This is a genomic window from Bradyrhizobium xenonodulans (assembly GCF_027594865.1).
GTDB classification, from domain to species: domain Bacteria; phylum Pseudomonadota; class Alphaproteobacteria; order Rhizobiales; family Xanthobacteraceae; genus Bradyrhizobium; species Bradyrhizobium xenonodulans.
In genome coordinates this window covers 5,780,507-5,803,858 of record NZ_CP089391.1, presented here as the reverse complement: position 1 = coordinate 5,803,858, position 23,352 = coordinate 5,780,507, and the positions used below count along the sequence as shown (strand labels likewise).

The 23,352-nt window shown below is 62.1% G+C and carries 22 protein-coding genes and 1 pseudogene; 15 read left to right on the top strand and 8 right to left on the bottom strand.

The features are described from left to right. Positions 1–22 precede the first annotated feature (22 nt). The 4 genes from I3J27_RS27645 (at position 23) to I3J27_RS27630 (ending at position 3,160) form a co-directional block, all read left to right on the top strand. Positions 23–382: a RidA family protein gene (locus tag I3J27_RS27645; protein ID WP_270162041.1), complete on the top strand. Its 360-nt coding sequence runs from the start codon at positions 23–25 to the stop codon at positions 380–382. A 91-nt stretch (positions 383–473) separates the two neighbouring features. Then, positions 474–800, top strand: a complete 327-nt coding sequence (locus tag I3J27_RS27640) for a hypothetical protein (protein ID WP_270162040.1) — start codon at positions 474–476, stop codon at positions 798–800. Between the two features lie 5 nt (positions 801–805). Further along, positions 806–2,200, top strand: a complete 1,395-nt coding sequence (locus I3J27_RS27635; RefSeq protein WP_270162039.1) for an L-serine ammonia-lyase — start codon at positions 806–808, stop codon at positions 2,198–2,200. 90 nt (positions 2,201–2,290) lie between these two features. Next, positions 2,291–3,160 carry an asparaginase domain-containing protein gene (locus I3J27_RS27630; protein ID WP_270162038.1) on the top strand — a complete coding sequence of 290 codons (870 nt, stop codon included), beginning with the start codon at positions 2,291–2,293 and terminating at the stop codon, positions 3,158–3,160. Between the two features lie 127 nt (positions 3,161–3,287). Here I3J27_RS27630 and I3J27_RS39210 read toward each other — a convergent pair whose 3' ends face one another. After that, on the bottom strand, positions 3,288–3,464 hold the full coding sequence (locus I3J27_RS39210; RefSeq protein ID WP_370691985.1) for a helix-turn-helix domain-containing protein: 177 nt from the start codon (positions 3,462–3,464) through the stop codon (positions 3,288–3,290). Positions 3,465–3,682: 218 nt separating this feature from the next. Next, a complete protein-coding gene (locus tag I3J27_RS27625; RefSeq protein WP_270162037.1) occupies positions 3,683–3,862 on the bottom strand; it encodes a DeoR/GlpR family DNA-binding transcription regulator in 180 nt (59 codons plus the stop codon). 741 nt (positions 3,863–4,603) lie between these two features. On the opposite strand from I3J27_RS27625, the gene I3J27_RS27620 reads away from it, so the two are divergent. Continuing rightward, positions 4,604–5,053, top strand: a complete 450-nt coding sequence (locus I3J27_RS27620; protein ID WP_270172903.1) for a potassium channel family protein — start codon at positions 4,604–4,606, stop codon at positions 5,051–5,053. A 39-nt stretch (positions 5,054–5,092) separates the two neighbouring features. Here I3J27_RS27620 and I3J27_RS27615 read toward each other — a convergent pair whose 3' ends face one another. Then, positions 5,093–5,776: a helix-turn-helix domain-containing protein gene (locus I3J27_RS27615; protein WP_270172902.1), complete on the bottom strand. Its 684-nt coding sequence runs from the start codon at positions 5,774–5,776 to the stop codon at positions 5,093–5,095. Between the two features lie 305 nt (positions 5,777–6,081). On the opposite strand from I3J27_RS27615, the gene I3J27_RS27610 reads away from it, so the two are divergent. Further along, positions 6,082–6,705 (top strand): response regulator transcription factor, encoded by a 624-nt coding sequence (locus I3J27_RS27610; protein ID WP_270162036.1) that lies wholly within the window; start codon positions 6,082–6,084, stop codon positions 6,703–6,705. Positions 6,706–6,882: 177 nt separating this feature from the next. Further along, positions 6,883–7,251, top strand: a complete 369-nt coding sequence (locus I3J27_RS27605) for a response regulator transcription factor (RefSeq protein WP_270162035.1) — start codon at positions 6,883–6,885, stop codon at positions 7,249–7,251. Between the two features lie 14 nt (positions 7,252–7,265). Here the strand turns inward: I3J27_RS27605 and I3J27_RS27600 are convergent, their stop codons facing one another. From I3J27_RS27600 to I3J27_RS27590, 3 genes are read right to left on the bottom strand one after another with little or no spacing between them, the layout of a single operon-like run. Continuing rightward, positions 7,266–7,850, bottom strand: coding sequence for an invasion associated locus B family protein (locus I3J27_RS27600; RefSeq protein WP_270162034.1), 585 nt, complete (start codon positions 7,848–7,850; stop codon positions 7,266–7,268). A 23-nt stretch (positions 7,851–7,873) separates the two neighbouring features. Then, positions 7,874–8,761 carry a dienelactone hydrolase family protein gene (locus I3J27_RS27595; RefSeq protein WP_270162033.1) on the bottom strand — a complete coding sequence of 296 codons (888 nt, stop codon included), beginning with the start codon at positions 8,759–8,761 and terminating at the stop codon, positions 7,874–7,876. 11 nt (positions 8,762–8,772) lie between these two features. Beyond that, positions 8,773–10,461 carry an aspartate:alanine exchanger family transporter gene (locus I3J27_RS27590; RefSeq protein ID WP_270162032.1) on the bottom strand — a complete coding sequence of 563 codons (1,689 nt, stop codon included), beginning with the start codon at positions 10,459–10,461 and terminating at the stop codon, positions 8,773–8,775. A gap of 137 nt (positions 10,462–10,598) precedes the next feature. On the opposite strand from I3J27_RS27590, the gene I3J27_RS27585 reads away from it, so the two are divergent. The 5 genes and pseudogenes from I3J27_RS27585 (at position 10,599) to I3J27_RS27565 (ending at position 18,042) form a co-directional block, all read left to right on the top strand. Continuing rightward, entirely contained in the window at positions 10,599–11,279 is a 681-nt protein-coding gene (locus tag I3J27_RS27585) for a YoaK family protein (protein ID WP_270172901.1), read from the top strand. Continuing rightward, positions 11,276–12,978, top strand: a pseudogene (locus I3J27_RS27580) (SulP family inorganic anion transporter). The gene I3J27_RS27585 and the pseudogene I3J27_RS27580 overlap by 4 nt, the downstream one beginning before the upstream one ends. Before the next feature lie 137 nt (positions 12,979–13,115). Continuing rightward, complete coding sequence (locus tag I3J27_RS27575) at positions 13,116–15,869, top strand: decarboxylase (protein ID WP_270162031.1); 2,754 nt, start codon at positions 13,116–13,118, stop codon at positions 15,867–15,869. 18 nt (positions 15,870–15,887) lie between these two features. Continuing rightward, positions 15,888–17,588: an aspartate:alanine exchanger family transporter gene (locus I3J27_RS27570; RefSeq protein WP_270162030.1), complete on the top strand. Its 1,701-nt coding sequence runs from the start codon at positions 15,888–15,890 to the stop codon at positions 17,586–17,588. Positions 17,589–17,607: 19 nt separating this feature from the next. Continuing rightward, positions 17,608–18,042 carry a hypothetical protein gene (locus I3J27_RS27565; protein ID WP_270162029.1) on the top strand — a complete coding sequence of 145 codons (435 nt, stop codon included), beginning with the start codon at positions 17,608–17,610 and terminating at the stop codon, positions 18,040–18,042. A gap of 43 nt (positions 18,043–18,085) precedes the next feature. Here I3J27_RS27565 and ppk2 read toward each other — a convergent pair whose 3' ends face one another. Next, positions 18,086–18,886: a polyphosphate kinase 2 gene (ppk2, locus tag I3J27_RS27560; protein ID WP_270162028.1), complete on the bottom strand. Its 801-nt coding sequence runs from the start codon at positions 18,884–18,886 to the stop codon at positions 18,086–18,088. A 20-nt stretch (positions 18,887–18,906) separates the two neighbouring features. Beyond that, positions 18,907–19,359, bottom strand: coding sequence for a hypothetical protein (locus I3J27_RS27555; protein WP_270162027.1), 453 nt, complete (start codon positions 19,357–19,359; stop codon positions 18,907–18,909). Between the two features lie 164 nt (positions 19,360–19,523). Here I3J27_RS27555 and I3J27_RS27550 point away from each other — a divergent pair, with 164 nt between their 5' ends. The 3 genes from I3J27_RS27550 (at position 19,524) to I3J27_RS27540 (ending at position 23,162) form a co-directional block, all read left to right on the top strand. Then, complete coding sequence (locus I3J27_RS27550) at positions 19,524–19,949, top strand: hypothetical protein (protein ID WP_270172900.1); 426 nt, start codon at positions 19,524–19,526, stop codon at positions 19,947–19,949. After that, positions 19,942–21,174 carry an HlyD family secretion protein gene (locus I3J27_RS27545; RefSeq protein ID WP_270162026.1) on the top strand — a complete coding sequence of 411 codons (1,233 nt, stop codon included), beginning with the start codon at positions 19,942–19,944 and terminating at the stop codon, positions 21,172–21,174. The genes I3J27_RS27550 and I3J27_RS27545 overlap by 8 nt, the downstream gene beginning before the upstream one ends. A 104-nt stretch (positions 21,175–21,278) precedes the next feature. Then, on the top strand, positions 21,279–23,162 hold the full coding sequence (locus I3J27_RS27540; RefSeq protein ID WP_270162025.1) for an ATP-binding protein: 1,884 nt from the start codon (positions 21,279–21,281) through the stop codon (positions 23,160–23,162). Positions 23,163–23,352 lie beyond the last annotated feature (190 nt).

Here is a 23,352-nt window from a genome sequence, read left to right as displayed (position 1 = left end):
ACAGACTGACGAGGAAAATCGAATGAGTGATATCGCCCGCATTGAGACCGATAAGCGTCGCAGTCGTGCCGTGGTCTACAACGGAATGGTCTTTGTAGGCGGCATGACCGCGGACGATCGCAGTCAGGACATCAAAGGGCAGACCAGGCAGACACTCGTAAAAATCGAGGAGTTCCTGGCCAAGGCGGGTACTGACAAGAGCCGTCTGCTCACCGCGCAGATCTGGATCAAGGACATCGCCAAAGACTTCGAGGGCATGAACGAAGTCTGGAACGCTTGGACTGCGCGGAATGCGGCTCCAACCCGCGCAACCGCGCAGTGCGACATGGGCGCACCCGATGTGCTGGTGGAAATCATCGTTACAGCCGCGGTCTCTCAATAGGCAATTGCAGGCGCGGCGCCGCTACGAAATTCAGTGTTGCGGCGTCGCTGATGCATAGGTGGAATTACAGGAAGAAGTGGGCAAGTCGAGCATGAACGACAACCACACGGAGCGTCAGTTCAAGTTCTGGGCACTGGTTGGCGCCGCCTTCCCCGGGACTGAGGTGGTCCACGAAATCAATCTGATCGGAACTGATGCGCTTGCTGTTGTTTGTTCGACGGCTCCGATTCTGCTCGAGCATGGTGTTAAACTCAAGGCGATCGAAGCCCGGATGGAGGCAGGCGCGGGCGTGGTAAACTACCGTATCGGGGCGCGTGACGACGCTGCACTGGCCAATCTCTTGCTGCGTCTCGAAGCTATTGGCGTGGTTAAAGAATGCTCCATCAGCAGTTTCGCCGGTAGAGTTGCGGAGCAGTGACCTTTATGAGTGGGGATCAGCAATGTTCTACTTCCGACCCTGTGGCTCAGATATCGGCGGTTGAAATCTATGGCATTGGAATCGGGCCATCGAGTTCGCACACCGTCGGCCCAATGCGCTCAGCCCTCCGGTTCGTCAACGAACTTGGAGACAAAATCTCGGACTGCACCGGTGTCAGGATTGACCTGTACGGTTCGCTTGCCCTCACCGGAAAAGGGCACGCGACCGACGTCGCCGTCATGCTGGGCCTATCGGGATATGATCCAGCGACGATTGATCCCGAGAACATTCCGTCGATCATCGACGACATCCAGACGCGGCATGAGCTTCGCCTTGGTGGAACCCAGAGCGTGTTGTTCGTCCAGGCTGCGCATCTCAACTTCCGCAAGCACGAATTCCTGCCTCGTCATCCAAATGCCGTTGAGTTTTCCGCCTTCAATGGCAACGACGTCGTTTTGCAACGGGTTTATTACTCCATAGGCGGCGGCACGATCATGGACGGCGACGGTCGCGTCAGCCGGTCTCTGCCGAATCATCCCCTTGATTTCCCTTTTGGTTCCGCGGCTGAGTTGCTCGAGATCGCGCGCCATCAGAACATGACGATAGCCGGGATCATGCAGGCGAACGAAGGCGCATGGAGACCGGAAACAGAAACAGGTGTGTTTCTGGATCTTGTGCGCGATACCATGATGGAGAGCATTCAGCGCGGATGTCTCGCGGATGGCATTCTGCCCGGCGGTCTCAATGTAAGGCGGCGCGCGCCGGCAATGCATAGGTCACTGTGCCAGTCGTCCGATCAGCAGGATCCGATGCGCGGCATGGACTGGGTCAGCCTTTATGCGCTCGCGGTAAATGAAGAGAATGCGGCTGGAAGCAGGATCGTTACAGCTCCGACCAACGGAGCTGCCGGCGTTCTCCCAGCCGTCCTCAAATACTTCGAGAAGTTCTGTTCAGGCGCCTCGCCGTCCCGATCTCGCGAGTTCCTGCTTACGGCCGCGGCAATCGGCATTCTGTACAAGATAGGCGCTTCCATCTCAGCGGCCGAGATGGGCTGCCAGGGGGAGATCGGTGTTGCGTGCTCCATGGCGGCCGGCGCCCTCACGGCCGTGCTCGGCGGCAGCAATGAGCAAGTCGCCAATGCAGCCGAAATCGGCATGGAGCATCATCTTGGGCTGACCTGTGATCCTGTTGGCGGCCTGGTCCAGATTCCCTGTATCGAACGCAACACGATGGGCGCGGTCAAGGCGATCAACGCTGCTCGGCTTGCGCTGAAGGCACATGACCAGGTCGTCTCATTGGATACTGTTATTGAAACAATGCGACAGACTGGTGCGGACATGAGCAGCAAATACAAGGAGACGAGCCTTGGAGGGCTCGCGGTCAATGTGGTTGCATGCTGACGGTGCCGGGACAAATCGGGCAACTTCGCCAGCACCGGTGCCGTGATTTGCGGACGGGTGCCCCGTCGGCCTGATGATCGAGGATCAGACGTGCGGGACATTTTGGCGATCAATACGGGCGGCACAATCAGCATGGCGGACGGGCCGAATGGCCTCGTGCCGGCTTCGGGGCTCGTCGAAGCGGCTTTTAGTCTACTCGCTCCTGCAGCCGCGCGGCTAAACGTTGTTTCGTTTACTCCGCTTGTCGATAGTGCTGACTTCAGTTCAGAGCAATGGAATCGACTGATCGAGTTGATCATGTCGCGGCGATATGATGGCGTCGTCATTGTGCACGGGACGGACACAATGTCGTACACGTGTGCCGCTTTATCGTACGCGCTCGAAGGCATTGACCTTCCCGTGGTCTTCACGGGTTCAATGCAGCCTCTGGGAATAGGGCAGAATGCGGAAGAGAATCTGCGTTTCGCTCTTCGTAGTGCTGCTTCGGGGCCTCCAGGTGTCTGGCTGGCCTTTGATGGCAGGCTGCTGTGCGCTCGAAGGCTGGTCAAGCATCATTCAATCGGGCCGGCATCCTTCCGGGAAACCGACGATCAAAGCTGTCAGCAACAATTTGCGCAGTTTCGTCCGCGTCGCTTCCTGCCACGACGGCTCGCCATTCTGACCCTTTCGCCTGGCGTTTGCGTGGCGGCCATCGATGCGGCTCTCCGCCAGCTCGAAGGTGCCGTACTCCGGGTTTTTGGTACCGGGACGCTGATGCACAGCCCGGAATTGCTTCGTACGTTCGCCGACGCGACGAGCCGTGGCTGTCGTATTGTCGCGGTAAGCAGCTGCGAAAATGGAGGCCTTGTGCCCGGTGCGTATGCCGCAGGTGCTTTGCTTTGGAAGAGCGGTGTTAAAAATGGCGGGAGGTTGACGCCGGAGGCTGCGCTCGTGCGTCTTTGGCTGGAACTATCGGAGTAGCTCTTCCGCTGGTGTACGACGTAGCAAGCGCCCTTGATGGGCCTCAACTTGGGGCCGATGGATTTCGACGGCTTCGAAAATATGTCCGCGCGAACGGGGGTAGATTATGGAAGTACCCGACGGCACCTCAAGGCGGCCCCTTTCTTGGTTTCCCACGTCGGGATGACTTCCTCGAACGAGCGAGTGTCTCGTTCGGCGTTTCTCCATACGCCTTGCGGTAGGTCTCACTGAAGCGGCCAAGATGAGTGAATCCGGCCCCGAAGGCTAGCTCAGTCACAGTCGTTGACGGGCCGGCATCGAGCAATTGGTCTTGAACGCGCTTCAACCTCGTCTCTCTCAGGAATACGGAGGGTGTCGTCCATCACTAAATTCACGGGGATGCCCGCTTTCGCATACTGCAACGCCAGGCCGACCGTGAATTGGTTCACCGCGGCTACAGCGCTCGGCAGGGCCTCTGACAAGAGGGCCCGTCCTCCTTTGGGGCGAATCCGTTTGTTCGGCTTGCTGGATGGCTTTGCCAGGTCAAGTAGCGATAATGATCTTGATTCCCATTCGCTCGATTGCCTTTGCATCGACGTTGGAAAGGCCGTCGTCGGTGATAAAGGCCTGGATCAGATCGAGTCCGCCGAGCCGTGTGAACGAATTTCTATTCACTTTGGTGGAGTCGGCGACGAGATAGACCTCTCTTGCTGCCTTCACCATGGCTTGCTTGGAATAGCTCGAAGCTGACACGCAGCACTAAATCGCAGGCAACATGTGTCGGCCACGGTAAAACAGTATTACCCATCCTCAACGGCTGTGTCGCACCCGACAGGGTAGCGCGTGTTGAGATATCAGGCAGCGCGATGAATTTGATCGTGCGACGAATACCCACTCTCGGTCGGATAAGCCCAGTGGTGCGACAAGTAAGTCATTGATTGTGCTCAACCCGGGGCTGCCTCTTAATCAGCGGGTCCCAGGTTCGAGCCCTGGTGCGCCCACCACCCTTAAGAAATTGGCCCGCAAGGGCCTTTTTTAATTCCGCGGCAGAGCAAACCGGGTCTCTTACGACGCTTTTGTGTCGCACGCCGTGCGACGATTCGGAAAATTTGGGAGCCTTGTTCATCGGGCGCGGGCGATCGTCGATGGTTACGCCTCGTGTTCACGGATGCCCAGTGCCGAAGCGCTCGGCTCGTTCAGGGATGACCCGAGACACAGTGCGCCAGGCGGGCGCGCTGCGTGACCTTGGTTTCACGTGGGCTTAGGGCCGAAGCCCATCCACCGCTGAAACACGCCAGCCAAGTGTGAGATCGGCCTACCGGTCTACATTGACGTGGATCAATCACGACATTTGCCGGCCGCGTCCAGATACGCACAGCCGAACAGCTCACCGTGGCGGCACAGCCGTCTCGGAATTCGGTGACCGAAGACAATGACGAGCCAGTTGAGTTGCGGTGGAAAGCTATGATGCTCCAGTTTCTTGTCGGCACGCTGGTTAGCCTGGTCAGTATCGCCGTGCACGCGCTAGCGACTGTCGTTGCGATCGACATAGCCCGCAGCGCAGGTTTGCGTCACCCGACGCGGCCGAGACCGCATTTGATGGGCGTGATGATGGCAACTGCGGTGGTTTTGATGGCCGCGCACATACTGGAAGTCCTCATATGGGCCGCGACTTACGGCATTGTCGGGGCGGCAGCCGCGGAGCATGGGCTGATCTATTTTGCTTTCGTCAATTATACGACTCTTGGCTACGGCGATGTCACGCCTGTTCGCGAATGGCGGCTCATTGGCCCCCTGACAGCCATGAACGGGGTGCTGCTGTTTGGATGGTCGGCGGCCGTGCTGTTCGAGGTCCTCCGCAAGACGCTCGACCATCTCGAAGCCGTCAAGGCACCTGGATTTACAAGGTCGTAATCCGGGGACCGAAACGGGCGCAACGAATGGAGCCGCAGATCAGGGCTGTAGATCCAGGCTGCCGAGCTGGTCCCGATCCAGCAGCACGATCTGGCGCTGGGTGTTTCCGATGAAGCCGAGAACGCCGAGGTCATGCAGGCGTGAGAGAGCGCGCGAGACGGTCTCCAGCGTGAGGCCGAGATAGTCGGCGATATCGCGTCGCGACATCGGGAGCGCCATGATGCCGGCGGCCGTCAGGCGCTTATCCATTTCGAGCAGGAACGCCGCGACCCGCTCCAGGGAGGTCTTGCGGCCGAGGAGCAGCATGTGGTCTTCCGCATGCTGGAGGTTATCTGTGGTCATGCTGAGCAGGTTTCTGGTGACGATGACATCGCTCTCGGCCACGGTTTCGAGGCTTTGCCGTCTGATCAGGCGCACCGTGGTGTCGATGATGGCTTCCGTCGTGAACCGGTGCTCGCTGCCGTTCTCGAGCCCGAAGATGTCGCCGACGAGGTGAAATGCGCCGATCTGCCTGCGGCCATCCGACAGCAGCTTGTAACTTCGTACTGCGCCGGACTTGACCTGGTAAACATACTCGGCTGGCTCTTTCTCGCCGTAGATCTCAGATCCCTTTCGGTACGAGAATTCGCTTAAATTCACCAGCGCATTTGAATGACTTGTCATGCCGAGGTCGCGGAGGGTGTTGGGGCGCAGGGTGGGATCTGTTGTGATGCGAACGAACATAGGCCAACTCCTCAGCTTGCCGCCGAATTGGTCCGTCAGACGAAATATCCTCGGCCGGAAATGCGCCGCGCCATCCACTCCCGCCGCAGTTGATTTTCGACCAAGGTGGTAGTTCAATCCATTGTCCCAAGGTTCATTGTACCAAAGGACAGCACCGGCGATTGCTGCGCGGGATGAGAAGCTTATCGCGGTGGAGATGCGACATTTCGCGAAGCAGATATTCCGACTTCCAAACGCGAAGATGACCTTGAAGATTGAGGGGGACGTCGAGCCGTTCTCATTAAATCTCGTGCGAGAGGTAAAAGGTGCCAGGCCTCGTTCACGTTGTTGACGACGACGAGTCCTTTCGGACCGCCATCGAGCGTCGGCTGAAGCTCGCGGGATACGAGGTCGCGACCTATGCATCAGCGCTGGAACTCCTGGACGCGGTGCCGAATGACGAGCAGGCGGGGTGTATTCTGCTCGACGTGCGGATCCCGGGACTGAGCGGTCCCGACCTGCAGGCCCGGTTGATCGCGTCAGGTTCGATGTTGCCCATCATCTTCCTGACCGGTCATGTCGACACGGCAACCACCGTTCGTGCGATCAAGGCAGGTGCGGAAGACTTCCTGACCAAACCGATATCCTCCGAGCAGCTGCTCGATGCGGTCGAGCGCGCCTTGGCCGGTCAGCAAACGGTGCGGGCCCAGCGCAGCAAGCTTGATGCGTTTCGCGGTCATGTGGCCACGCTGACGCAGCGCGAGCGGCAGGTGTTCGATCTCATCGTGCGTGGCCGGATCAACAAACAGATCGCGCATGAGCTCGGAACCACCGAACGCACGGTGAAGGCGCATCGCCATCAAGTCATGGAGAAGATGCAGGTTCATTCGCTGGCGGAACTGGTTTCGATCGCAGAGCGGCTCGGAATGCTCGATCCGAACCACCATTAGCCGCTTTGTCACCGCGGCACGGTTCCCGTTGTGACTTCCCCAAAGGGCAATGCTGAGCCGTGTTGACAGTGCACGGCGAGCCGTGTGCAATAGTGCACAGAGGTCCGCTCGGAACGCGGAGCAATCGTATTCATTATCCCACTATCGTAGCGTCATCTCCCGGAAAGGCAGATCGCCTTGCCCCTGCGCGAGTCCGTCTTTGTCGTCGACGACGATCCGTCCATGCGATCCAGCATGGACAGGCTCCTGCGACGACACGGTTTCGACACCACGCTGTTCGACACCGCGGGTGCCTTGCTCGATCATGGCAAGTTCTACACCGCGATTTGCATCATTCTCGACATCAATCTTGACGGAAGGTCCGGGATCGAGGTGCGGCGAATACTGGCTGAGAAGGGCGTCGTGGCGCCGGTGATCTATGTGACCGGTAATGACAGCCTCGCGAGCCGTGCTGCGGCGCTTGCGTCCGGCTGCGTTGCCTATTTGGTCAAACCCTTTGCGGCGCAGTCGTTGATCGAATCCGTCGAGCGCGCCCGTATCTCGTAACTCCACTCTGGTCATCATTCGTCGATGTATTGCTCGAGCGTTCTGGTTGGTGCGCCCTTGCGGACGGAGGCGAATTGCGCCAACGGAATCGAGGTCGTCACGGCAAGAAGATTCGAATCGGCGAGTTCGAGCAGAAGCGCCTTACCGGTTTCCATCTCTTTGATCACCTGTGGCGCCGCTACGTCGGCCGCGACGCATAGATTGGTGAGACACCAAGTATAGGGCACGCGGAAGGTCTCGCCTTGGTCGACGCTCAATTTCGGCGGCTGTTGCAGGTACATGCCGACAGGTACGAACAATTGCAGGCGGACGGTGGGGGCGTCCTCGCGCTCGATCAGGTCGACGCGGACCGCGGTCTGGCCGGTTGCGAATTTGCCGGTGATCGAAGTCCGGCACAGCATCGGCGCGCCGCCGGCCTTGAAGCAGAGCTTTTGCCAATCGCCATAGGTGATATCCCTGGCTTCGCGCTGACCGCGCGTTGCGACCTCGGCGGCTTTCTCGGCTTGCGCCGCCTCCGGTGCGGCGATGCCTGAATTCGTCGCGCTCGCCAACACCGCAACGATCAGGAGGCCCGAGAGATGATCAAGAGGGCGAGGCATGGTCGCGTCTCCGAAGCTTGGGCTCACTTCTGCGCATCGAGAAAGTTCGTCACCAGCGGCGACCAGAGCGGAATCGCGTCCGGCGAGCCGATGAAGAAATGCCCCTCGTCGCCGAATGGCGGCATCAGATGATATTCGGCCCGGCCGCCGGCGCTGGTGAAGGCGGCATGCATGCGCTTCGACAGCTCGGGGCCGAAAAAGGTGTCGTTCTCGATGTAGATCCACAGCATCGGCACCCGCGAGGTCCGGCCAAAATCCGCGGTCGCTTCGACCAGCCTGTCGGGTGCGCAATTGTTGTTGGGCTTGCCGCCGACTCGGCCGCCGCGGCCGGCGGCAAACGTGATAATCGCCTTCACCTGCGGCGGGTTCGCGCTCGACAGCGCGATCGAGGCCCAGCCGCCGGCGGACTGGCCGACCACGATCACGTCCTTCGGGATGATGCGCTTCTCGGCGGCCAGGTAGTCGATGATCCAGAGGTCGACCTGGGCAACCGCAAGCCCCGCATCATGGAAGTTGGGATTGGTGCACTTGCCGACCTTGGAGAAGAACGGGCCGAACAGCGCGCGCTCGGGAATGTCGATCGCCTGCGCGCCATAACCGCTGCCGACCGGCGCAACTACGAGATAGCCGTGTTTGGCGAACCATTTGGCGGCGTCGCGGAATTCCACCAGCGGAAAGAAGCTGCGATCTCTCGGGTTGAGCGAGACGCCGTGATTCATGATGACCAGCGGGAAGGGACCGTCGCCGGCCGGGCGCACCAGATAGGCGAACATCGGCAGCGGCAGGGGCAGGGCCCAGATCTCCTCCTGGATGCGGATCTCATCCTCGGCGCGTGCGGGCGCGGCAAAGACGAGAAGAGCGAGAAGCGCCGTCGCCAAAAGGCGGATGATTGCGGCCAAGTCCCGACGCATCGCGACCTCCTTCAACCCGAAAACGTTGCGGCCACCACGATCGGACCGAGCACCGTCAGCACGACGTTGCCGACCGCGTAGGGCACGGCGACGCCGAGTACCGGCGTCTGACTCTCGGCGACATCGCAGGCCCCGGTGACGGCGGCGTCGACCGTCATGGCGCCGGCCAGCGCGCCACAGGTCACCACCGGGTTCATGCGCAGCACGTAGTAGGCGACCAGCGTTCCGACCGTCATCGGGATCAGCGTGACGACAACGCCCATGCCGACCAGCAGCAGCCCATGCGTCTGGATCGCCGACCAGGCGGCGAGGCCGTTGCCGAGGCCGATCGCAGCGATGAAGCCACCAAGGCCGAGGTCGCTGAGCGTCTGCTGTGCCGCCGGCGGCATCGCGCCCATGGTGGGCTTGCGCGAGCGCATCCAGCCGCAGACGAGGCCCGCGATCAGCGCGCCGCCGCCGCCGCCAAGGGTCAGCGCGACCGCGCCGACCTTGAAGCTGGCAAGGCCCGCCATGAGGCCGACGGCGATGCCGGCGACAAGGAAGGCAATGTCGGTGCGGTCGCCGGTGTTCAGTGCGTGGCCGACTTGCGCCGTTGCCCGCGCGATATTGCCGGTGCTCCCGACCAGCGTCATGACGTCTCCGAGATAGAGGCGTGTGTCGGGCCCGAGCGGCACTTCGCGGCCCATCCTGGTGAGGGAACGCAGGAAAACACCGCGCGCGTTATCGCCGACGATCTCAGCGACTTCGCGGATCGAGCGGCCGTGCAGCTTGCTGTTCTCCACGAGCACTTCGATCACGTTGCCGGGGAGGCTGCGCAGCAGCGCGTCGGCGTCGATTTCCTCGCCGATGATCGGCTCGGCCTCGACGATGGCGGCGGTCGGGCCGGTCAGGACGATGTCGTCGCCATCCTCGAGCATAGCGTCGCGACGAGGCGCAATATCGGCGCCCCGGCGGACGATCCGCTCCACCACCGTGCGGTGGCCGATCTCGGATTCGATGGCCCCGACCGTCCGGCTTGCGGCGGCCGAGACGCGATAGGCGCGCGCCTGGAATTTGCGATAGGAGAGATTGTCCGTCTTCGCGGGCGCGCCGCCGGCAAGCTCCGCCTCGAGCTTCTTTGCCTCCGCCTTCAGATCTATTCCCATCAGCCGCGGTGCGACGAACGGAACGAACAGCAGCGTCAAAATGTAGCCGAGCACATAGGTCACGGCGTAGCCGGCTGCGATGTTGGCTTCCTGCTGCTTCAAGACGTCGGCGGGCAGCCCTAGCTGCGCCAGCGCGCTCGACGCCGTGCCGATCACGGATGACTGCGTCAGCGCGCCCGCGGTGAGGCCTGCCGCCATTCCGGTATCGAGCTTGAACACATGGGCAAAGATCAGCACGAGCACCAGGCCCGTGCCGCCGATCACCAGCGCCAGCGCAACCTGCGCCAACGTCCGGAAGCTCAAGGAGGCAAAGAACTCCGGGCCCGAGCGGTAGCCGATCGTGAAGACGAACAGGCTGAACAGCACCACCCGGAGGATCGGCGGGAAGGAGAAGCTGCCGAGCTGCCCGATCAGGACGGCGACAATCAGGATGCAGGCGGTGGTACCGATCGAGAAGCCGCGAACCTTGATTCGGCCGAGAATGGTGCCGATCGCGATCGCCAGCAGCAGGAAGATTTCCGGTGCGGTGGTGATCATCCACCTGACGGTGTCCATGGTCGCATTTCCCCCGACACTTTGGGGCGGATTTGATTGGCGGCGGGAACAGATTGCTTGATCCAGATCAAGCCTTTGCAGGGACGAGCCGAAGCCTATGTAGCCATGGAGAATTCGCGACAGCCCGTATTGCCGACATGAGCACCCTGGACGTCGCAGCCGGAGCAATCCGCCGCGATGAAACGATCGGGATCGTATTGCTGCTCGCCTTCGCGGGCGGTTATATCGACGCCTATACCTGGATCATCCACGGCGTGCTGGCGAATGCGCAGACCGCCAATTTGATCTTCCTCTGGGCCCATGCAATGGCCGGCAACTGGGCCAAGGCATTTCACTTCGTGCCGCCGATCCTGGCCTTCGCGGTCGGCATCGTGATTGCCGCGTGGCTGCGTCGTGTTGCCGGCGAACGGGCCGGCGCGATCAGCACGCTGGTCGAGATCGTGCTCTTGATCACGATCGGCATCCTGCACAATCGGTTGCCTGACCTGGCCGGAACGCTTGGCATTTCGGTCGTCGCCGCCATGCAGTCGGGCATGTTCATCAAGGTCGAGGGCACGATCTGCAGCACCGTGATGATCACGGGCAACATGCGCCAGGCCGTCGAGAACATTTTTGCGGCTGTGTACGGAGGCGCGCCGCCAGGCACGCTGCGCAAGTCGGGCATTTTCTTCGCCTTGTGCGCGGTGTTCGGCTTCGGCGCTGCAGCAGGTGCCTACGCCACCAAGACCATTCCCAACCTCGCGCTCGGCATTCCCGTGATCGCGTTGCTGATTGTTCTATTGCGCTGTGAAACCGCGCCACGCGAGGTAACCGGATGAATTCGCAGCCAGATCCCGGCTGGACGCGCTTCTTCCCGCCGTTCGGCTGGCTCCCCGCCTATCGCGGCGAGTGGCTGCCATCCGACGCCGTCGCCGGCATCACGCTCGCCGCTTATGCCATCCCGGTCTCGCTCGCCTACGCAGCGCTCGCGGGCCTGCCGCCGCAGATCGGCGTCTACGGCTACATGCTCGGTGGCCTCGGCTACGCGCTGCTCGGCTCGTCGCGGCAACTCGCGATCGGTCCGACCTCGGCAATCTCCCTGATGATTGCGGCGACCGTCGGCGCGCTCGCCGGCGGTGATGCGGTGCGCTATGCGCAGATCGCAAGCCTTGCGGCCTTTGCGGTAGCAACGCTGTGCTTCATCGCCTGGCTGTTCAAGCTCAGCGTCCTCGTTCGCCTCGTCAGCGACAGCATCCTGGTCGGCTTCAAGGCCGGGGCCGGGCTCACCATCATCATGAGCCAGCTACCGAGTCTGTTCGGCGTGGCCGGCGGGGGGCACAATTTCTTCGACCGGGCTGTCAAGCTGGCCGGGCAGCTCGGCGGCATTGACCCGCTCGTGCTCGCCATCGGCGCGGTCGCACTTCTGCTGCTCTTGCTCGGCGAACGGCTGCTGCCGGGCAAGCCGGTCGGCATCACCATCGTGGCGCTGGCGATCGTGGTGGCGACGGTGTTCGGCTTCCCCGGGCTCGGTGTGCCCGTTACCGGGAAGATACCGGAAGGTTTGCCGGCGCTGGGGATCCCGACCTTCGGCCTGCTGGAGTTCGACGACCTGTTTCCGCTCGCTGCCGGGGCGTGCTGCTGGCCTATATCGAAGGCGTCTCGGCCGCCCGCAGCTTTGCTGCCAAGCATGGCTATGCGCTCGACGTCCGGCAGGAGTTCCTGGGGCTGGGCGCCGCGAATCTCGCCGCCGCCTTCGGCCACGGCTATCCGGTCGCCGGCGGCCTGTCGCAATCGGCGGTCAACGACAGCGCCGGCGCGCGGACACCGCTGGCGCTGGTGATCTGCTCGGTCACGCTCGGCCTGTGCCTTTTGTTCTTCACGGGGCTGCTCACCAATCTGCCCAAGGCGGTGCTCGCAGCCATCGTCTTTGCTGCCGTCTACAAGCTGGTCGATGTCCGCGCTCTGATCCGGATGTGGCGGGTCAGCCGGATCGATTTCTACGCGGCGTCGATCGCGCTGATCTCCGTGCTGCTGCTCGGCATCCTCCAGGGCGTGCTGCTGGCCTCGATCGCGTCGATCTTCCTGCTGCTGGCGCGGGCATCGCGGCCAAACGTCGCGTTCCTCGGCCGCTTGCCGGGCAGCGGCCGCTATTCCGACGCCGCAAGGCACGAGGACGTCGAGCCGCTGGTCGGCATCATCGCCTTCCGCCCGGAGGCCTCGCTGCTCTACATCAATGCCGAGACGATCCTGGAGACGGTCCTGGCCGCGCTTCGGAACGCGCCGCGTATCCACCTTGTCGTCTGCGACCTTTCGGCCTCGCCCTACATTGATCTCGCGGGCTCACGCATGCTGCATGATCTCCATGACGAGCTTGCGTCACGCAGGATGACGCTCTGCATCGTCGGTGCGCACGCGCAGCTCCGCGACCTCCTGCGCGCCGAAGGGCTCGCGGACAAGACCGACAGCGGGCAGTGGCTGCGTTCGCTCGACAGTCTGCTCGGTGACGACCAGGCCAGCACCGCGCAACGAACGGCCTGATGCCTCTCGTATTGCGCTGCGAACGGAATCGCGTTGCCTCTCAGAATGCACGCGACCGTTGACTTGGATCAATGGAGCGACCGGCCCCGCACTCACGATCCCGCATCACTTTCGCCCCAACGGATCGGGAGAGACACATGTCTAATGAGCCCAAGGCCGCGCAAAAGCGCATCGACCAGTTCTTTTCCGGCCCCGGAGCGCGGGCAGACGACTGGCGCGATCTGATCGAGGCGGCAAAGCTATGGGCGCGCGGTGGCGACCGGGCGCAATATGATGCTGCGCTGGCCGAGTTGTCGATCACCGAGGAATTCCACGGCTATCCCGGCCAGCAATTGATGGCGGCCTTGCGCGAGGCGGCCTCGGCCGGCGATGCGGCCGGGTCGCTTTCGCTTGCGACCCGGATCACCCAGGCCTTGGCCACGCGATCGTTCCGCCAGCATGCCGGCGACTGGAACGCGAAGGACGACGGCGATGGCGACACGCCCGAGCTGGTGTCGCCCACCTTCGGCGGGCAAAAGGCGCGCCGGCCGTATTTTGAAACCCTGATCGTCACCGGCGTGTCCCCCAGCCAGTGGCCGGCGCTTGCCGCCGAATGGCGCAAGCTGCGCCGGCCGGAAGACGGCTTCATCTATGAGCCGGTCATCGTCGGCAGCCTGGAGGATGCATTCTGCGCGACGATGCTCAATCCGAACCTCGGCGCAGTCATCGTCAACGAAGGCTTCGGGCTGCGCTCCCGACACAATGCGCCGGTTCTGCGCTCGATCACGGCCACGGCCGGTCTCAATGACGAGGCCGACGCCTCGGCGCTCCGGCTCGCCCAGATCATCAAGCGCGTCCGACCCGAGCTCGACCTCTACATGATCTCGAACCGCGATGTCGAGGAGCTAGCCGGCAATCCCGAGGCCAACGTCGTCCGCCGCATCTTCTATTCGGTGGAAGAGCTCCTGGAGCTGCACCTTTCGATCCTCGAAGGCATCCAGGATCGCTATGACACCCCGTTCTTCGACAATCTCAAGAAATACGCACAGCGCCCGATCGGGACGTTCCACGCGCTACCGATCGCCCGCGGCAAGTCGATCTTCAAGTCCGACTGGATCCGCGACATGGGCGAGTTCTACGGCCCGAACCTGTTCCTGGCCGAGAGCAGCGCCACCACCGGGGGCCTCGACAGCATGTTGGAGCCGACCGGCAACATCAAGAAGGCGCAGGAGAAGGCGGCGAGGGCGCTCGGCGCCGACCGTGTCTTCTTCGTCACCAACGGCACGTCGACCTCCAACAAGATGGCGGTGCAGGCATTGCTCGCGCCCGGCGATATCGCGATCGTCGATCGGAACTGCCACAAATCGCACCATTACGGCATGGTGCTCGCCGGCGCGCAGCCGCTCTACGTCGAAGCCTTTCCGATGACCGAGTATTCGATGTATGGCGCGGTACCGCTGAAGACGATCAAGCAAGCGTTGCTCAATGCCAAGGCCGACGGCCGGCTCGACCGCGTCAAGATGCTTGATCTCACCAACTGCACCTTCGACGGCCACATCTACAACACCCGCCGGGTGATGGAGGAATGTCTCGCCATCAAGCCGGACCTGATCTTCCTATGGGACGAGGCCTGGTTCGGCTTCGCGCGCTTCTCGCCCTTCCTGCGCCGCCGCACCGGCCTCGGCGCCGCCAACGAGATCGAGGCGTGGATGCGCGATCCGAGGTCGGTCGACGCCTATGAGAAGCAGCAGGCGCAACTCGGCAACGACCCATCGGACGAGACGCTGCTCAACACCAGGCTGATTCCGGACCCCCGGCAGATTCGCCTGCGTGTCTACCAGACCAACTCGACCCACAAATCGATGTCGGCGATCCGCCAGGGCTCCATGCTGTCGGTCAAGGATGTCGAATTCCACACGGTCGAGCAGCAGTTCAAGGAGGCCGTGTTCACTCACGCCTCGACCAGCCCGAACCAGCAGCTCATTGCCAGCCTCGACATCTCGCGGCGGCAGATGGAGCTGGAGGGTTACGGCCTCGTCGCCAATGCGATCGAGGTTGGGTTCGCGATCCGTCGAGCGGTCAACAACAATCCGCTGCTCTCAAAATACTTTCGCGTGCTTCCCGCCGACGCTATGGTGCCGGCGCAATACCGTCAGAGCGGCTTCACCGACTATCTCTCGGACGGTGTGAACTGGGCGAACACGCTCAAGAGCCTGGATGAAGACGAGTTCTGCCTCGACCCGACCCGCATGACGCTGGTGTGCGGCACGGCCGGTTACGATGGCACCCAGTTCAAGGGCATCCTCGCCAACGAGTACAACATCCAGGTCAACAAGACCTCGCGCAACTCGGTCCTGGTCCAGTCCAACATCAACAACACCCGCAGCGATGTCGCGCACCTCATCCGCGTCCTCGCCGAGATCGCGGGCGAAGTCGATCGCGGGCTGGCCCAAGGCGGCGCGAATGCGCGCAAGACGTTCGAGGCGCGGGTCAAGAGCCTGATGACCGACGTCCCGGACCTGCCGAACTTCTCGCAATTCCATCCGAGCTTCCGCGGCGATGCCGGCGCCAAGACCAACGAAGGCGATATCCGCAGTGGCTTCTATGCCGCCTATGACGTCGCGGGTTGCGAGCACATCCGCCTCAACGATCCCGAGATCGACCGGCGGCTGAAGGCCGGTCCCGAGCTCGTCTCGGCCAACTTCGTGATCCCGTATCCGCCTGGCTTCCCGATCATGGTGCCGGGCCAGGTCATTACTCAGGAGACCATCGACTTCATGCGCAAGCTCGATGTGAAGGAAATCCATGGCTACGACGCCAAGGAAGGCCTGAAGCTCGTGCGCACGGAAGCTTTGGCGAAGCTCGGCCGACCGAAGCCCGACGCGCAGCCGAAGCTCAAGGCCGCATCATAAGGCTTGGAGGGGACCAACATGCAGGCGTTTTTCGAATTCTTGCGGCAGTATCCGTATCTGCTGCTGTTTTTCGTCGTCGGTCTCGCCGTCTATATCGGCCGGGCCAGCATCAAGGGGTATGGCCTCGGCATGGTCGCCGGCGCCATCGTTGTCGGTGCAGGCATCTCGGTCTGGGCTTCCAGTTATGGGGTGAAGCTCGAGCTGAACAACTTTGCCAAGAGCCTGTTCTACTATCTTTTCATGTACGGCGTCGGCTTGCGCGTCGGTCCGTCCTTCATCAATAGCCTGAGAGGGGATGGCATCAAGTTCCTGTTCCTCGCGGTCGTATCCAGCATTCTGGGCCTGACGCTGGTCGTGCTCGGTGCCAGGCTCTTCGAATTGCCGCCAGGGGCCGCCGGCGGCATGCTTGCGGGATCGCAGACCATGTCGGCGGCGATCGGTTCGGCCGAGCAGGCCGTCACGTCGGGGGTCGTGAAGCTACCCGCGGGCATGAAGCCCGAGGAAGCAACAGGCATGATCGCGCTCTCCTACGGTATCACCTACATCTGGGGCACCGTCGGCATCATCCTGATCTGCAAATATCTGCCGCGCTGGTGGGGCGTCGATGCCAAGGCCGCCGCCAAGCAGTATGAGCGGGAATTCGGCGTCAAGGATCTCGAAGGCGGCGGCCTGACTGGCTATCGCCAGTTCGGCCTGCGTGCCTATCGGCTGGAAAATCCAGCGACAGCCGGCATGAGTATCGGAAAATTCCGAGCGATGAATCCGGAATACCGCATCGTCAACGTCGGGCGCAAGGGGGAGCCGCAAGGGGCCGATCCCGAGTTCGTGCTGCAAAAGGGGGACATCGTCGCCCTTGGCGGCGCGACCGAGCATCTCACCGAGAAGATGGGCCTGATCGGGCCGGAGGTTGCTGATGCCAGGACGCTTGGCATCCCCATGGACCAGGCCGACATCCTCGTCACCAACAAGGAGATGGTCGGACGCACCTTCGAGTCCTTCCGCGACACCGCGATTGCCGGCCAGTTGCAGGTCACCAAGGTCGAGCGCGGCGGCGTGCAGATCCCGGCGGGTCTGAAGACCAAGCTGGAGCGGATGGACATCGTCTCCGTGGTCGGTCTGAAGTCCGCCGTCAACGAGCTCGGCGAGATGTGGGGTCGCATCGCGCGCGCCAACACCTCGACCGATCTGCTGACCCTGTCCCTCGGCATGATCCTTGGCTTCCTGATCGGCATGGTCGACTTCCCGGCCTTCGGCGCCAGGGTCGGCCTCGGCAATGCGGGCGGTCTGTTGCTGTCGGGCGTAATTGTGTCCTCGGTGGTGTCGCGACTGCGCTTCTTCGGCAATACGCCAAATGCCGCGCGCAATGTGCTGGAGGATCTCGGTCTCGTCGTCTTCGTCGCCATCGTCGGCGTCAATGCCGGCGCGGGACTGCTGTCGCAGTTGACCGGCGCTGTTGCCCTGAAGATCTTCATCGTCGGATTCATCGCCTGCACGATCCCGCCGTTCATCGTCTGGGCGATCGGCTTCCACGTCTTCAAGATCAACCCGGCCGTGCTGATGGGCGGCGTTGCCGGCGCGCGATCGCATTCGGGACCGTGCCGCGAAGCCGCGGTCGAGATCCAGAGCACGGTGCCCTGGATCGGATTCCCGGTCGGCTACGCCGTCTCGGGCATCCTGCTCACCATCTTCGGCTACTTCGCAATGCTGCTCGCGCAATAAACACGGGGAAAGAAACGTCATGAGGAAAGTTACCATCGGCGCCGTTCTGATTGCATCGATCGCAGCCGCCACCGGATTCAGCATGCCGTCGCGTGCTGACACCGGCCAGGTGGCCGTCGTGTTCACCAAGGGCGGATTCATCGTTGGTGTCGGGGGCGGCGAAGGTGTCCTGCTTTACCGGGGCAAGAAATATCCCTTCACAGTCTCCGGCATGAGTGTCGGCCTGACGGTTGGAGCGTCGACCACGAAGTTTGTCGGCCGCGCTCTCAATCTCAAGGGGCCCGCGTCGATAGAAGGCTCCTATGCAGTGGGAGGAGCGGGTGGGGCAATCGCCGCAGGTGCCGGCGCTGTTCAGCTTCAGAACGGCAACGGCGTGATCCTTCAGCTCAGCGGCCCACGGGTCGGCGCGGAAGTATCGGCGGCCGTCGGCGGTGTCACGATCCGCCTGAAGTGATCCGACGAGGCGACGGGCTGCGTCACCGCAGCCCGTCTGCGTCTCAATAGCGCTCGGCGACGAAATTCATTCCCTTCAGGCTGGCCTGGTCGTTGTAGCGTCCCTTGTCGGAGCGCTTCGGCAGCTTGATCTTGTCCTTCTTGATACGCTTGTAGGGGATCGCATCAAGAATATGCGCGATGCAGTTCAGCCGTGCCTTTCGCTTGTCATCGGAGCGGATGATGTACCACGGTGCTTCCTTCGTGCTGGTCTGCTTGAGCATCAGATCCCGAGCTCGCGAATAGTCGTACCAGCGACGGTAGGACTCTAGATCCATCGGGCTCAGCTTCCATTGCCGGACGGGATCATCGATGCGCGCATGGAAGCGGCGTTCCTGCTCGTCCATGCCCACCTCGAGCCAGATCTTGATCAAGATGATGCCGCCGTCGATGACGTATTTCTCCATTTGTGGGCACAATGTGAGGAAGCGATCGTGCTCGGCAGGGGTACAGAAGCCCATGACGTATTCGACACCTGCGCGGTTGTACCAGCTTCGGTCGAAGATCACGATCTCGCCGCCGGCCGGGAAGTTCCCCATGTAGCGCTGGAAGAAGAGCTGCGTCTTCTCGCGGTCCGACGGCGCCGGAAGGGCGACGACACGAAAAACGCGCGGACTCACCTTCTCGGTAATCGCCTTGATCGTCCCGCCCTTGCCGGCGGCGTCCCGGCCCTCGAACAGGACGATGACCCGGAGCTTGTTCTCCCGCACATAATCCTGGAGATGGCACAGCTCGATCTGGAGCTTTTCGAGCTCCTTCTCATAGTCCTTCCGCTTCATCCGCTGCGCAGGTGTGTCCTTGGCCATGCCGATCCCTTCGCTGCTCGTCATTCGTCCCAGGAGATGGTCACGCCGATGTCGCCGGGCACGCCGCCAGGAAACTCGATGACCTGGTAGGCGATCCGATAGCCGCGCGGCTTCAAGTAATCGGTCCAGAGCTGGAAGATTTCTCTGGGTATTCCAGTCAGGGTGTTCTCCCAGCCTTTTTCCATCTGGTTGATGGCCCGCCCCTTGTCGGTGCAGAGCGAGTTGGGGAAACGATAGACCAGCACTTCGGTCAGGCCGTTTCGCACCGCGCGCTGGATGATGGTCGAGGCGAGCTTGATCTTCTCCTCCTCGCTCTTGCCGGAGGGTTTGCTCAAGCGCTCGATCAGCGCGCGCTTCTCGGCCTCGGCGGCGGTTGCCAGACGGACATACTCATCCGCCTTTTCGGCCTCCTTGAGAGCGGCTTCCTTTCGAATCTGGGCGGCGTTGGGGATGAGATCGTCGAGGCCGGGCATGGCTGCGGCTCCTGGTGGATGTGCGATCGGCACCTTGGGAACGCTAAGGTGGGCAAGGGGCATTTTCTTGATTCAAATCAAGCAAACAGCTAGATCGTCTGAGCACAGTGCCGGAAGTGATATTCGTTAATGGGGAGAGACGTTTGAGCGACCAGCTTCATCCGATGGCCCCCCATCATCTTCCGTTCTATCTGGCGCCAGGGAGCGGGACCGATACGCTCATGGTCGTGATGGGTGTGTTTCTGATCGGGACCATGCTCTGGGTCGGAACGCTCTATTGGAAGCTGCACAGCCTGCCCGAACGGATGGCGCACAAGTCGCAGAAGCTGCAATTCGAGTTCGTCGCGGTGCTTGGCCTGATCTCGCTGTTCACGCACATGCACATCTTCTGGATTGCAGGGCTCCTGCTCGCAATGATCGATTTGCCCGATTTCGGCACGCCGCTGCGCAGCATTGCCGGATCCGTCGAGAAGATTGCGGAGGCAACGCCGGGCGCCGAGGGCGAGGAGGTCCGGATAGAGGCCGCGACTGCAACGCCTCCGACGGACAAGCCGGGACCAACCAAACATAAGGAGCCCAGCCATGCTTGAGCTCCTGATCTGCTCTCTTGTCACGATTCTGCCGGACTATCTCTACCGCCGCTACGCCCAGGGTAAGCGCTTGGGCAAGGAGATCACCTTCTTCTCGATCTGGTACGAGCTGCGCTGGGGTATCACCGGCTGCCTAATGCTGACGGTGTCGCTGATCACGATGATCTTCTACTTCCATCCGACAACGTCGTCGGCGACGCTCTATTTCCGCACTGTGCCGATCCTTCCCGAAGGGTCGGGTCGCGTGGAAGAGGTCAAGGTCGGCTTCAGCGCGCCGGTGAGGAAGGGCGATGTGTTGTTCACGCTCGACAGCTCGAAGCAGCGGGCCGCTTACGAGACGGCGAAGCGGAGGGTGGCCGAGGTCGATGCCACCATGCAGACGGCGCAGGCCGACGTGGTCAAGGCCGAGGCGCAGATCGGAGAGGCGAAAGCCAACTACCAGCAGGCCAAGGACGAGCTCGAGGTCAAGACCGAGCTCCAGCGCCGCAATCCCGGCATCGTTCCCCAGCGCGACATCGAAAAGCTCCAAGTGCTGGTCGACCAGCGTCAGTCCGGCATCGACGCGGCGACGGCTGCAAGGCAATCTGCATCCTTGCAGGTCTCCGTCTTGCTGCCGGCGCAGAAGGCCAGCGCGGAAGCCGTGCTCGATCAGGCCCAGGTCGATCTCGACAAGACTTATATTCGTGCAGGCGTCGACGGTCGCGTCGAGCAATTCCTCCTTCGGCCCGGCGACCTCGTCGCCCAGATCATGCGTCCGGCGGGCGTGCTGATTCCCGAAGGCGCCGGCACCAAGGCGCTGCAGGCCGGATTCGGCCAGATTGAGGCGCAGGTGATGAGCGCGGGCATGGTGGCCGAGGCAACCTGCATCTCGAAACCCTGGGTCATCATCCCCATGGTGATCACGACGGTGCAGGACTATATCGCCGCCGGACAGTTCCGCGCTGGAGAGCAGTTGATCGATCCGCAAAATGCCGTCCGCCCAGGCACGATCCTGGTGTTCCTGGAGCCGCTCTACAAGGGCGGCCTGGATGGTGTCACACCGGGCAGCAGCTGCATCGTCAACGCCTACACCAGCAACCACGACGAAATCTCGGCCAAGGACACATCGACCAGCCGGAAGATCGCGTTGCATGTCGTCGACGGCGTCGGCCTTGTCCACGCGCTGCTGCTGCGCATCCAGGCGCTGCTGCTGCCGATCCAGACGTTGGTGCTGAGCGGCCATTGAACGGCTCTGATCGTATCGTCGGAGCTGTCCGCGCGCCGAAATTCTCGCTAGAATGGTCCGCAAAGCAGCCGTTGGAAGCTGCGGGAATGGAGCTGAGCGGGCGCATGTCCAGCGTTTCGGGCAGGCCGTGGCCAGGCGCGGCCGCACTGTTATGCCTCGGCCTGTTCGTCGCCGTGTGCTTGTCGGCCGAGCGAGCCGGCGCCGTCGAGAGACCCCTGCGCGGCGAGCTCAAGCGCGTGCTGGTGCTGCATTCGTTCGGCCGCGAGTTTCGGCCGTGGAGCGAGTATGCGCGCGACATCAAGGCCGAGCTCGAGCGGCAGTCGCCCTGGCCGCTCGATATCCAGGAGCATGCGCTGCTCACGGCCCGCTTCAATAATCCTGGTCCCGAGGCGCCTTTCGTCGAGTATCTGCACTCGTTGTACCAGGGCGCAATGCCCGACGTCGTCTTGAGCATCGGCGCGCCTGCCGCCCGGTTCGCGCAGAGATACCGCGCGAGACTGTTCCCCAATACGCCGCTAATTCTCACCGCGGTCGAGCATCGGTTGATCGATCGCGCCGATCTCCGCGACAACGACGTGGTCGTGGCGATCCGCAACGATTTCGTGGCTGCATTCGAGAACATCCAGCAGGTTCTGCCGGACACCAAGTCGGTTGCGGTCGTGATCGGAGCGTCGCCGCTCGAGAAGTTCTGGATGGAGGAGGTGAAGCGGGAGCTGAAACCTCTCGGCGAGCGGGTCGAGCTCGTCTGGTATTCGGATTTGTCCTTCGAGGAAATACTGAAGCGCGCATCAAAACTCCCGCCACACACGGCGCTGTTCTGGGGGCTGATGTCGGTCGATGCGGCCGGGGTCGTCCACGAGAGCGATATCGCTCTGCGCAGCCTCCATGCCGTCGCGAATGCTCCGATCTTCTCCTATCAGGAGCCGTTTTTCGGTGACAGCACGGTTGGTGGCCCGATGCATCTGATTTCGGAAACGAGTTCGAGGACCGTCAAAGCCGCGATTGGCATTCTCGGCGGTGCGAAACCCGTGAGCATCAATTATGAGCCGATCGGCTTTGCGGCGCCGAGATATGACTGGCGGGAGTTGCAGCGCTGGGGCATCAGCGAAAGTCGTCTGCCTCCAGGCAGCGAGGTCCTGTTTCGCGAGCCGAACATCTGGGTGCGCTATCGCTGGCAGATCTTGATGGTCTCGGCCGTATTCCTGGTGCAGGCGGGTCTCATCAGCGGGTTGTTGCACGAGCGCCGTCGCCGCAGGTTCGCCGAGGTCGAGTCGCGCCAGCGCCTCGCCGAACTTGCTCACGTCAATCGCTTTTCGACTGTTGGCGAGCTTACGACTTCGATCGCCCATGAATTGAACCAGCCGCTTGGCTCCATCTTGACGAATGCCGAGACGGCGGAGCTCTTGCTCAAGGCCAAATCGCCCGACATCGACGAGATTCGTCAGATTCTTGCCGACATCAGGCGCGATGATCAACGGGCAAGCGAGGTGATCCGCAGGCTGCGCGCCGTTCTGAAAAAGACGCCGTTTGAGGTCAAGGACTTCGAGCTCAACGATACAGTCGGCGAAGCGATCGGCCTTGTGAAGGCCGTCGCCGGCGGACGCCGGATCGCTCTGAGCTACATGCCTACCCTGGTCGATCTGCACGTCAAGGGCGATCCGGTCCAGCTTCAACAGGTCATTCTCAACCTGATCATCAACGCGATGGATGCGATCTCCGATGCGGGCATCGGAAAGCGGGAGGTCACCGTCTCGACCCAGCGTGCCGGCAATCAGGCCGAGATCAGGATCACTGATACCGGATCCGGGATGGCTGCCTCCGATCTCGCAAAGGTCTTCGATCCGTTCTTCACGACCAAGCCGCAAGGCATGGGCATGGGGCTGGCGATCGCCAGAACGATCATCGAAGCTCATCACGGCACGATCTCTGCTGCGAACCTGCCGGCGGGCGGCGCGCTGTTCACGATCCGGCTTCCGATCGCGAGCTGACGGTTTGAACACGTCAACATGAAGACGGCCAATGCCCTCGGGACTGACGGCGCCAAGCCGGGCTCTGACGGACGCCGAACTGATCGAATGAAGATTTTGCTCTTGCGCCGCAACAGGCGCGACGAGCTCGTTTCGTTGATCTCGATCAATAAACGCCCGAGGCCCGGCACGATCTTTCCAGACTGGAAGT

Excerpts from the sequence above, each read along its gene's own strand:
- I3J27_RS27565 (WP_270162029.1), top strand. The coding sequence starts at position 17,608 with ATGAGGAAAGTTACCATCGGCGCCGTTCTGATTGCATCGATCGCAGCC.
- I3J27_RS27540 (WP_270162025.1), top strand. The coding sequence starts at position 21,279 with ATGTCCAGCGTTTCGGGCAGGCCGTGGCCAGGCGCGGCCGCACTGTTA.
- I3J27_RS27620 (WP_270172903.1), top strand. The coding sequence starts at position 4,604 with ATGATGCTCCAGTTTCTTGTCGGCACGCTGGTTAGCCTGGTCAGTATC.
- ppk2 (WP_270162028.1), bottom strand. The coding sequence starts at position 18,886 with ATGGCCAAGGACACACCTGCGCAGCGGATGAAGCGGAAGGACTATGAG.
- I3J27_RS27570 (WP_270162030.1), top strand. The coding sequence starts at position 15,888 with ATGCAGGCGTTTTTCGAATTCTTGCGGCAGTATCCGTATCTGCTGCTG.
- I3J27_RS27590 (WP_270162032.1), bottom strand. The coding sequence starts at position 10,461 with ATGGACACCGTCAGGTGGATGATCACCACCGCACCGGAAATCTTCCTG.
- I3J27_RS27625 (WP_270162037.1), bottom strand. The coding sequence starts at position 3,862 with ATGGTGAAGGCAGCAAGAGAGGTCTATCTCGTCGCCGACTCCACCAAA.
- I3J27_RS27645 (WP_270162041.1), top strand. The coding sequence starts at position 23 with ATGAGTGATATCGCCCGCATTGAGACCGATAAGCGTCGCAGTCGTGCC.
- I3J27_RS27585 (WP_270172901.1), top strand. The coding sequence starts at position 10,599 with ATGAGCACCCTGGACGTCGCAGCCGGAGCAATCCGCCGCGATGAAACG.
- I3J27_RS27555 (WP_270162027.1), bottom strand. The coding sequence starts at position 19,359 with ATGCCCGGCCTCGACGATCTCATCCCCAACGCCGCCCAGATTCGAAAG.
- I3J27_RS27640 (WP_270162040.1), top strand. The coding sequence starts at position 474 with ATGAACGACAACCACACGGAGCGTCAGTTCAAGTTCTGGGCACTGGTT.
- I3J27_RS27550 (WP_270172900.1), top strand. The coding sequence starts at position 19,524 with ATGGCCCCCCATCATCTTCCGTTCTATCTGGCGCCAGGGAGCGGGACC.
- I3J27_RS27635 (WP_270162039.1), top strand. The coding sequence starts at position 806 with ATGAGTGGGGATCAGCAATGTTCTACTTCCGACCCTGTGGCTCAGATA.
- I3J27_RS27600 (WP_270162034.1), bottom strand. The coding sequence starts at position 7,850 with ATGCCTCGCCCTCTTGATCATCTCTCGGGCCTCCTGATCGTTGCGGTG.
- I3J27_RS27615 (WP_270172902.1), bottom strand. The coding sequence starts at position 5,776 with ATGTTCGTTCGCATCACAACAGATCCCACCCTGCGCCCCAACACCCTC.
- I3J27_RS27595 (WP_270162033.1), bottom strand. The coding sequence starts at position 8,761 with ATGCGTCGGGACTTGGCCGCAATCATCCGCCTTTTGGCGACGGCGCTT.
- I3J27_RS27545 (WP_270162026.1), top strand. The coding sequence starts at position 19,942 with ATGCTTGAGCTCCTGATCTGCTCTCTTGTCACGATTCTGCCGGACTAT.
- I3J27_RS27575 (WP_270162031.1), top strand. The coding sequence starts at position 13,116 with ATGTCTAATGAGCCCAAGGCCGCGCAAAAGCGCATCGACCAGTTCTTT.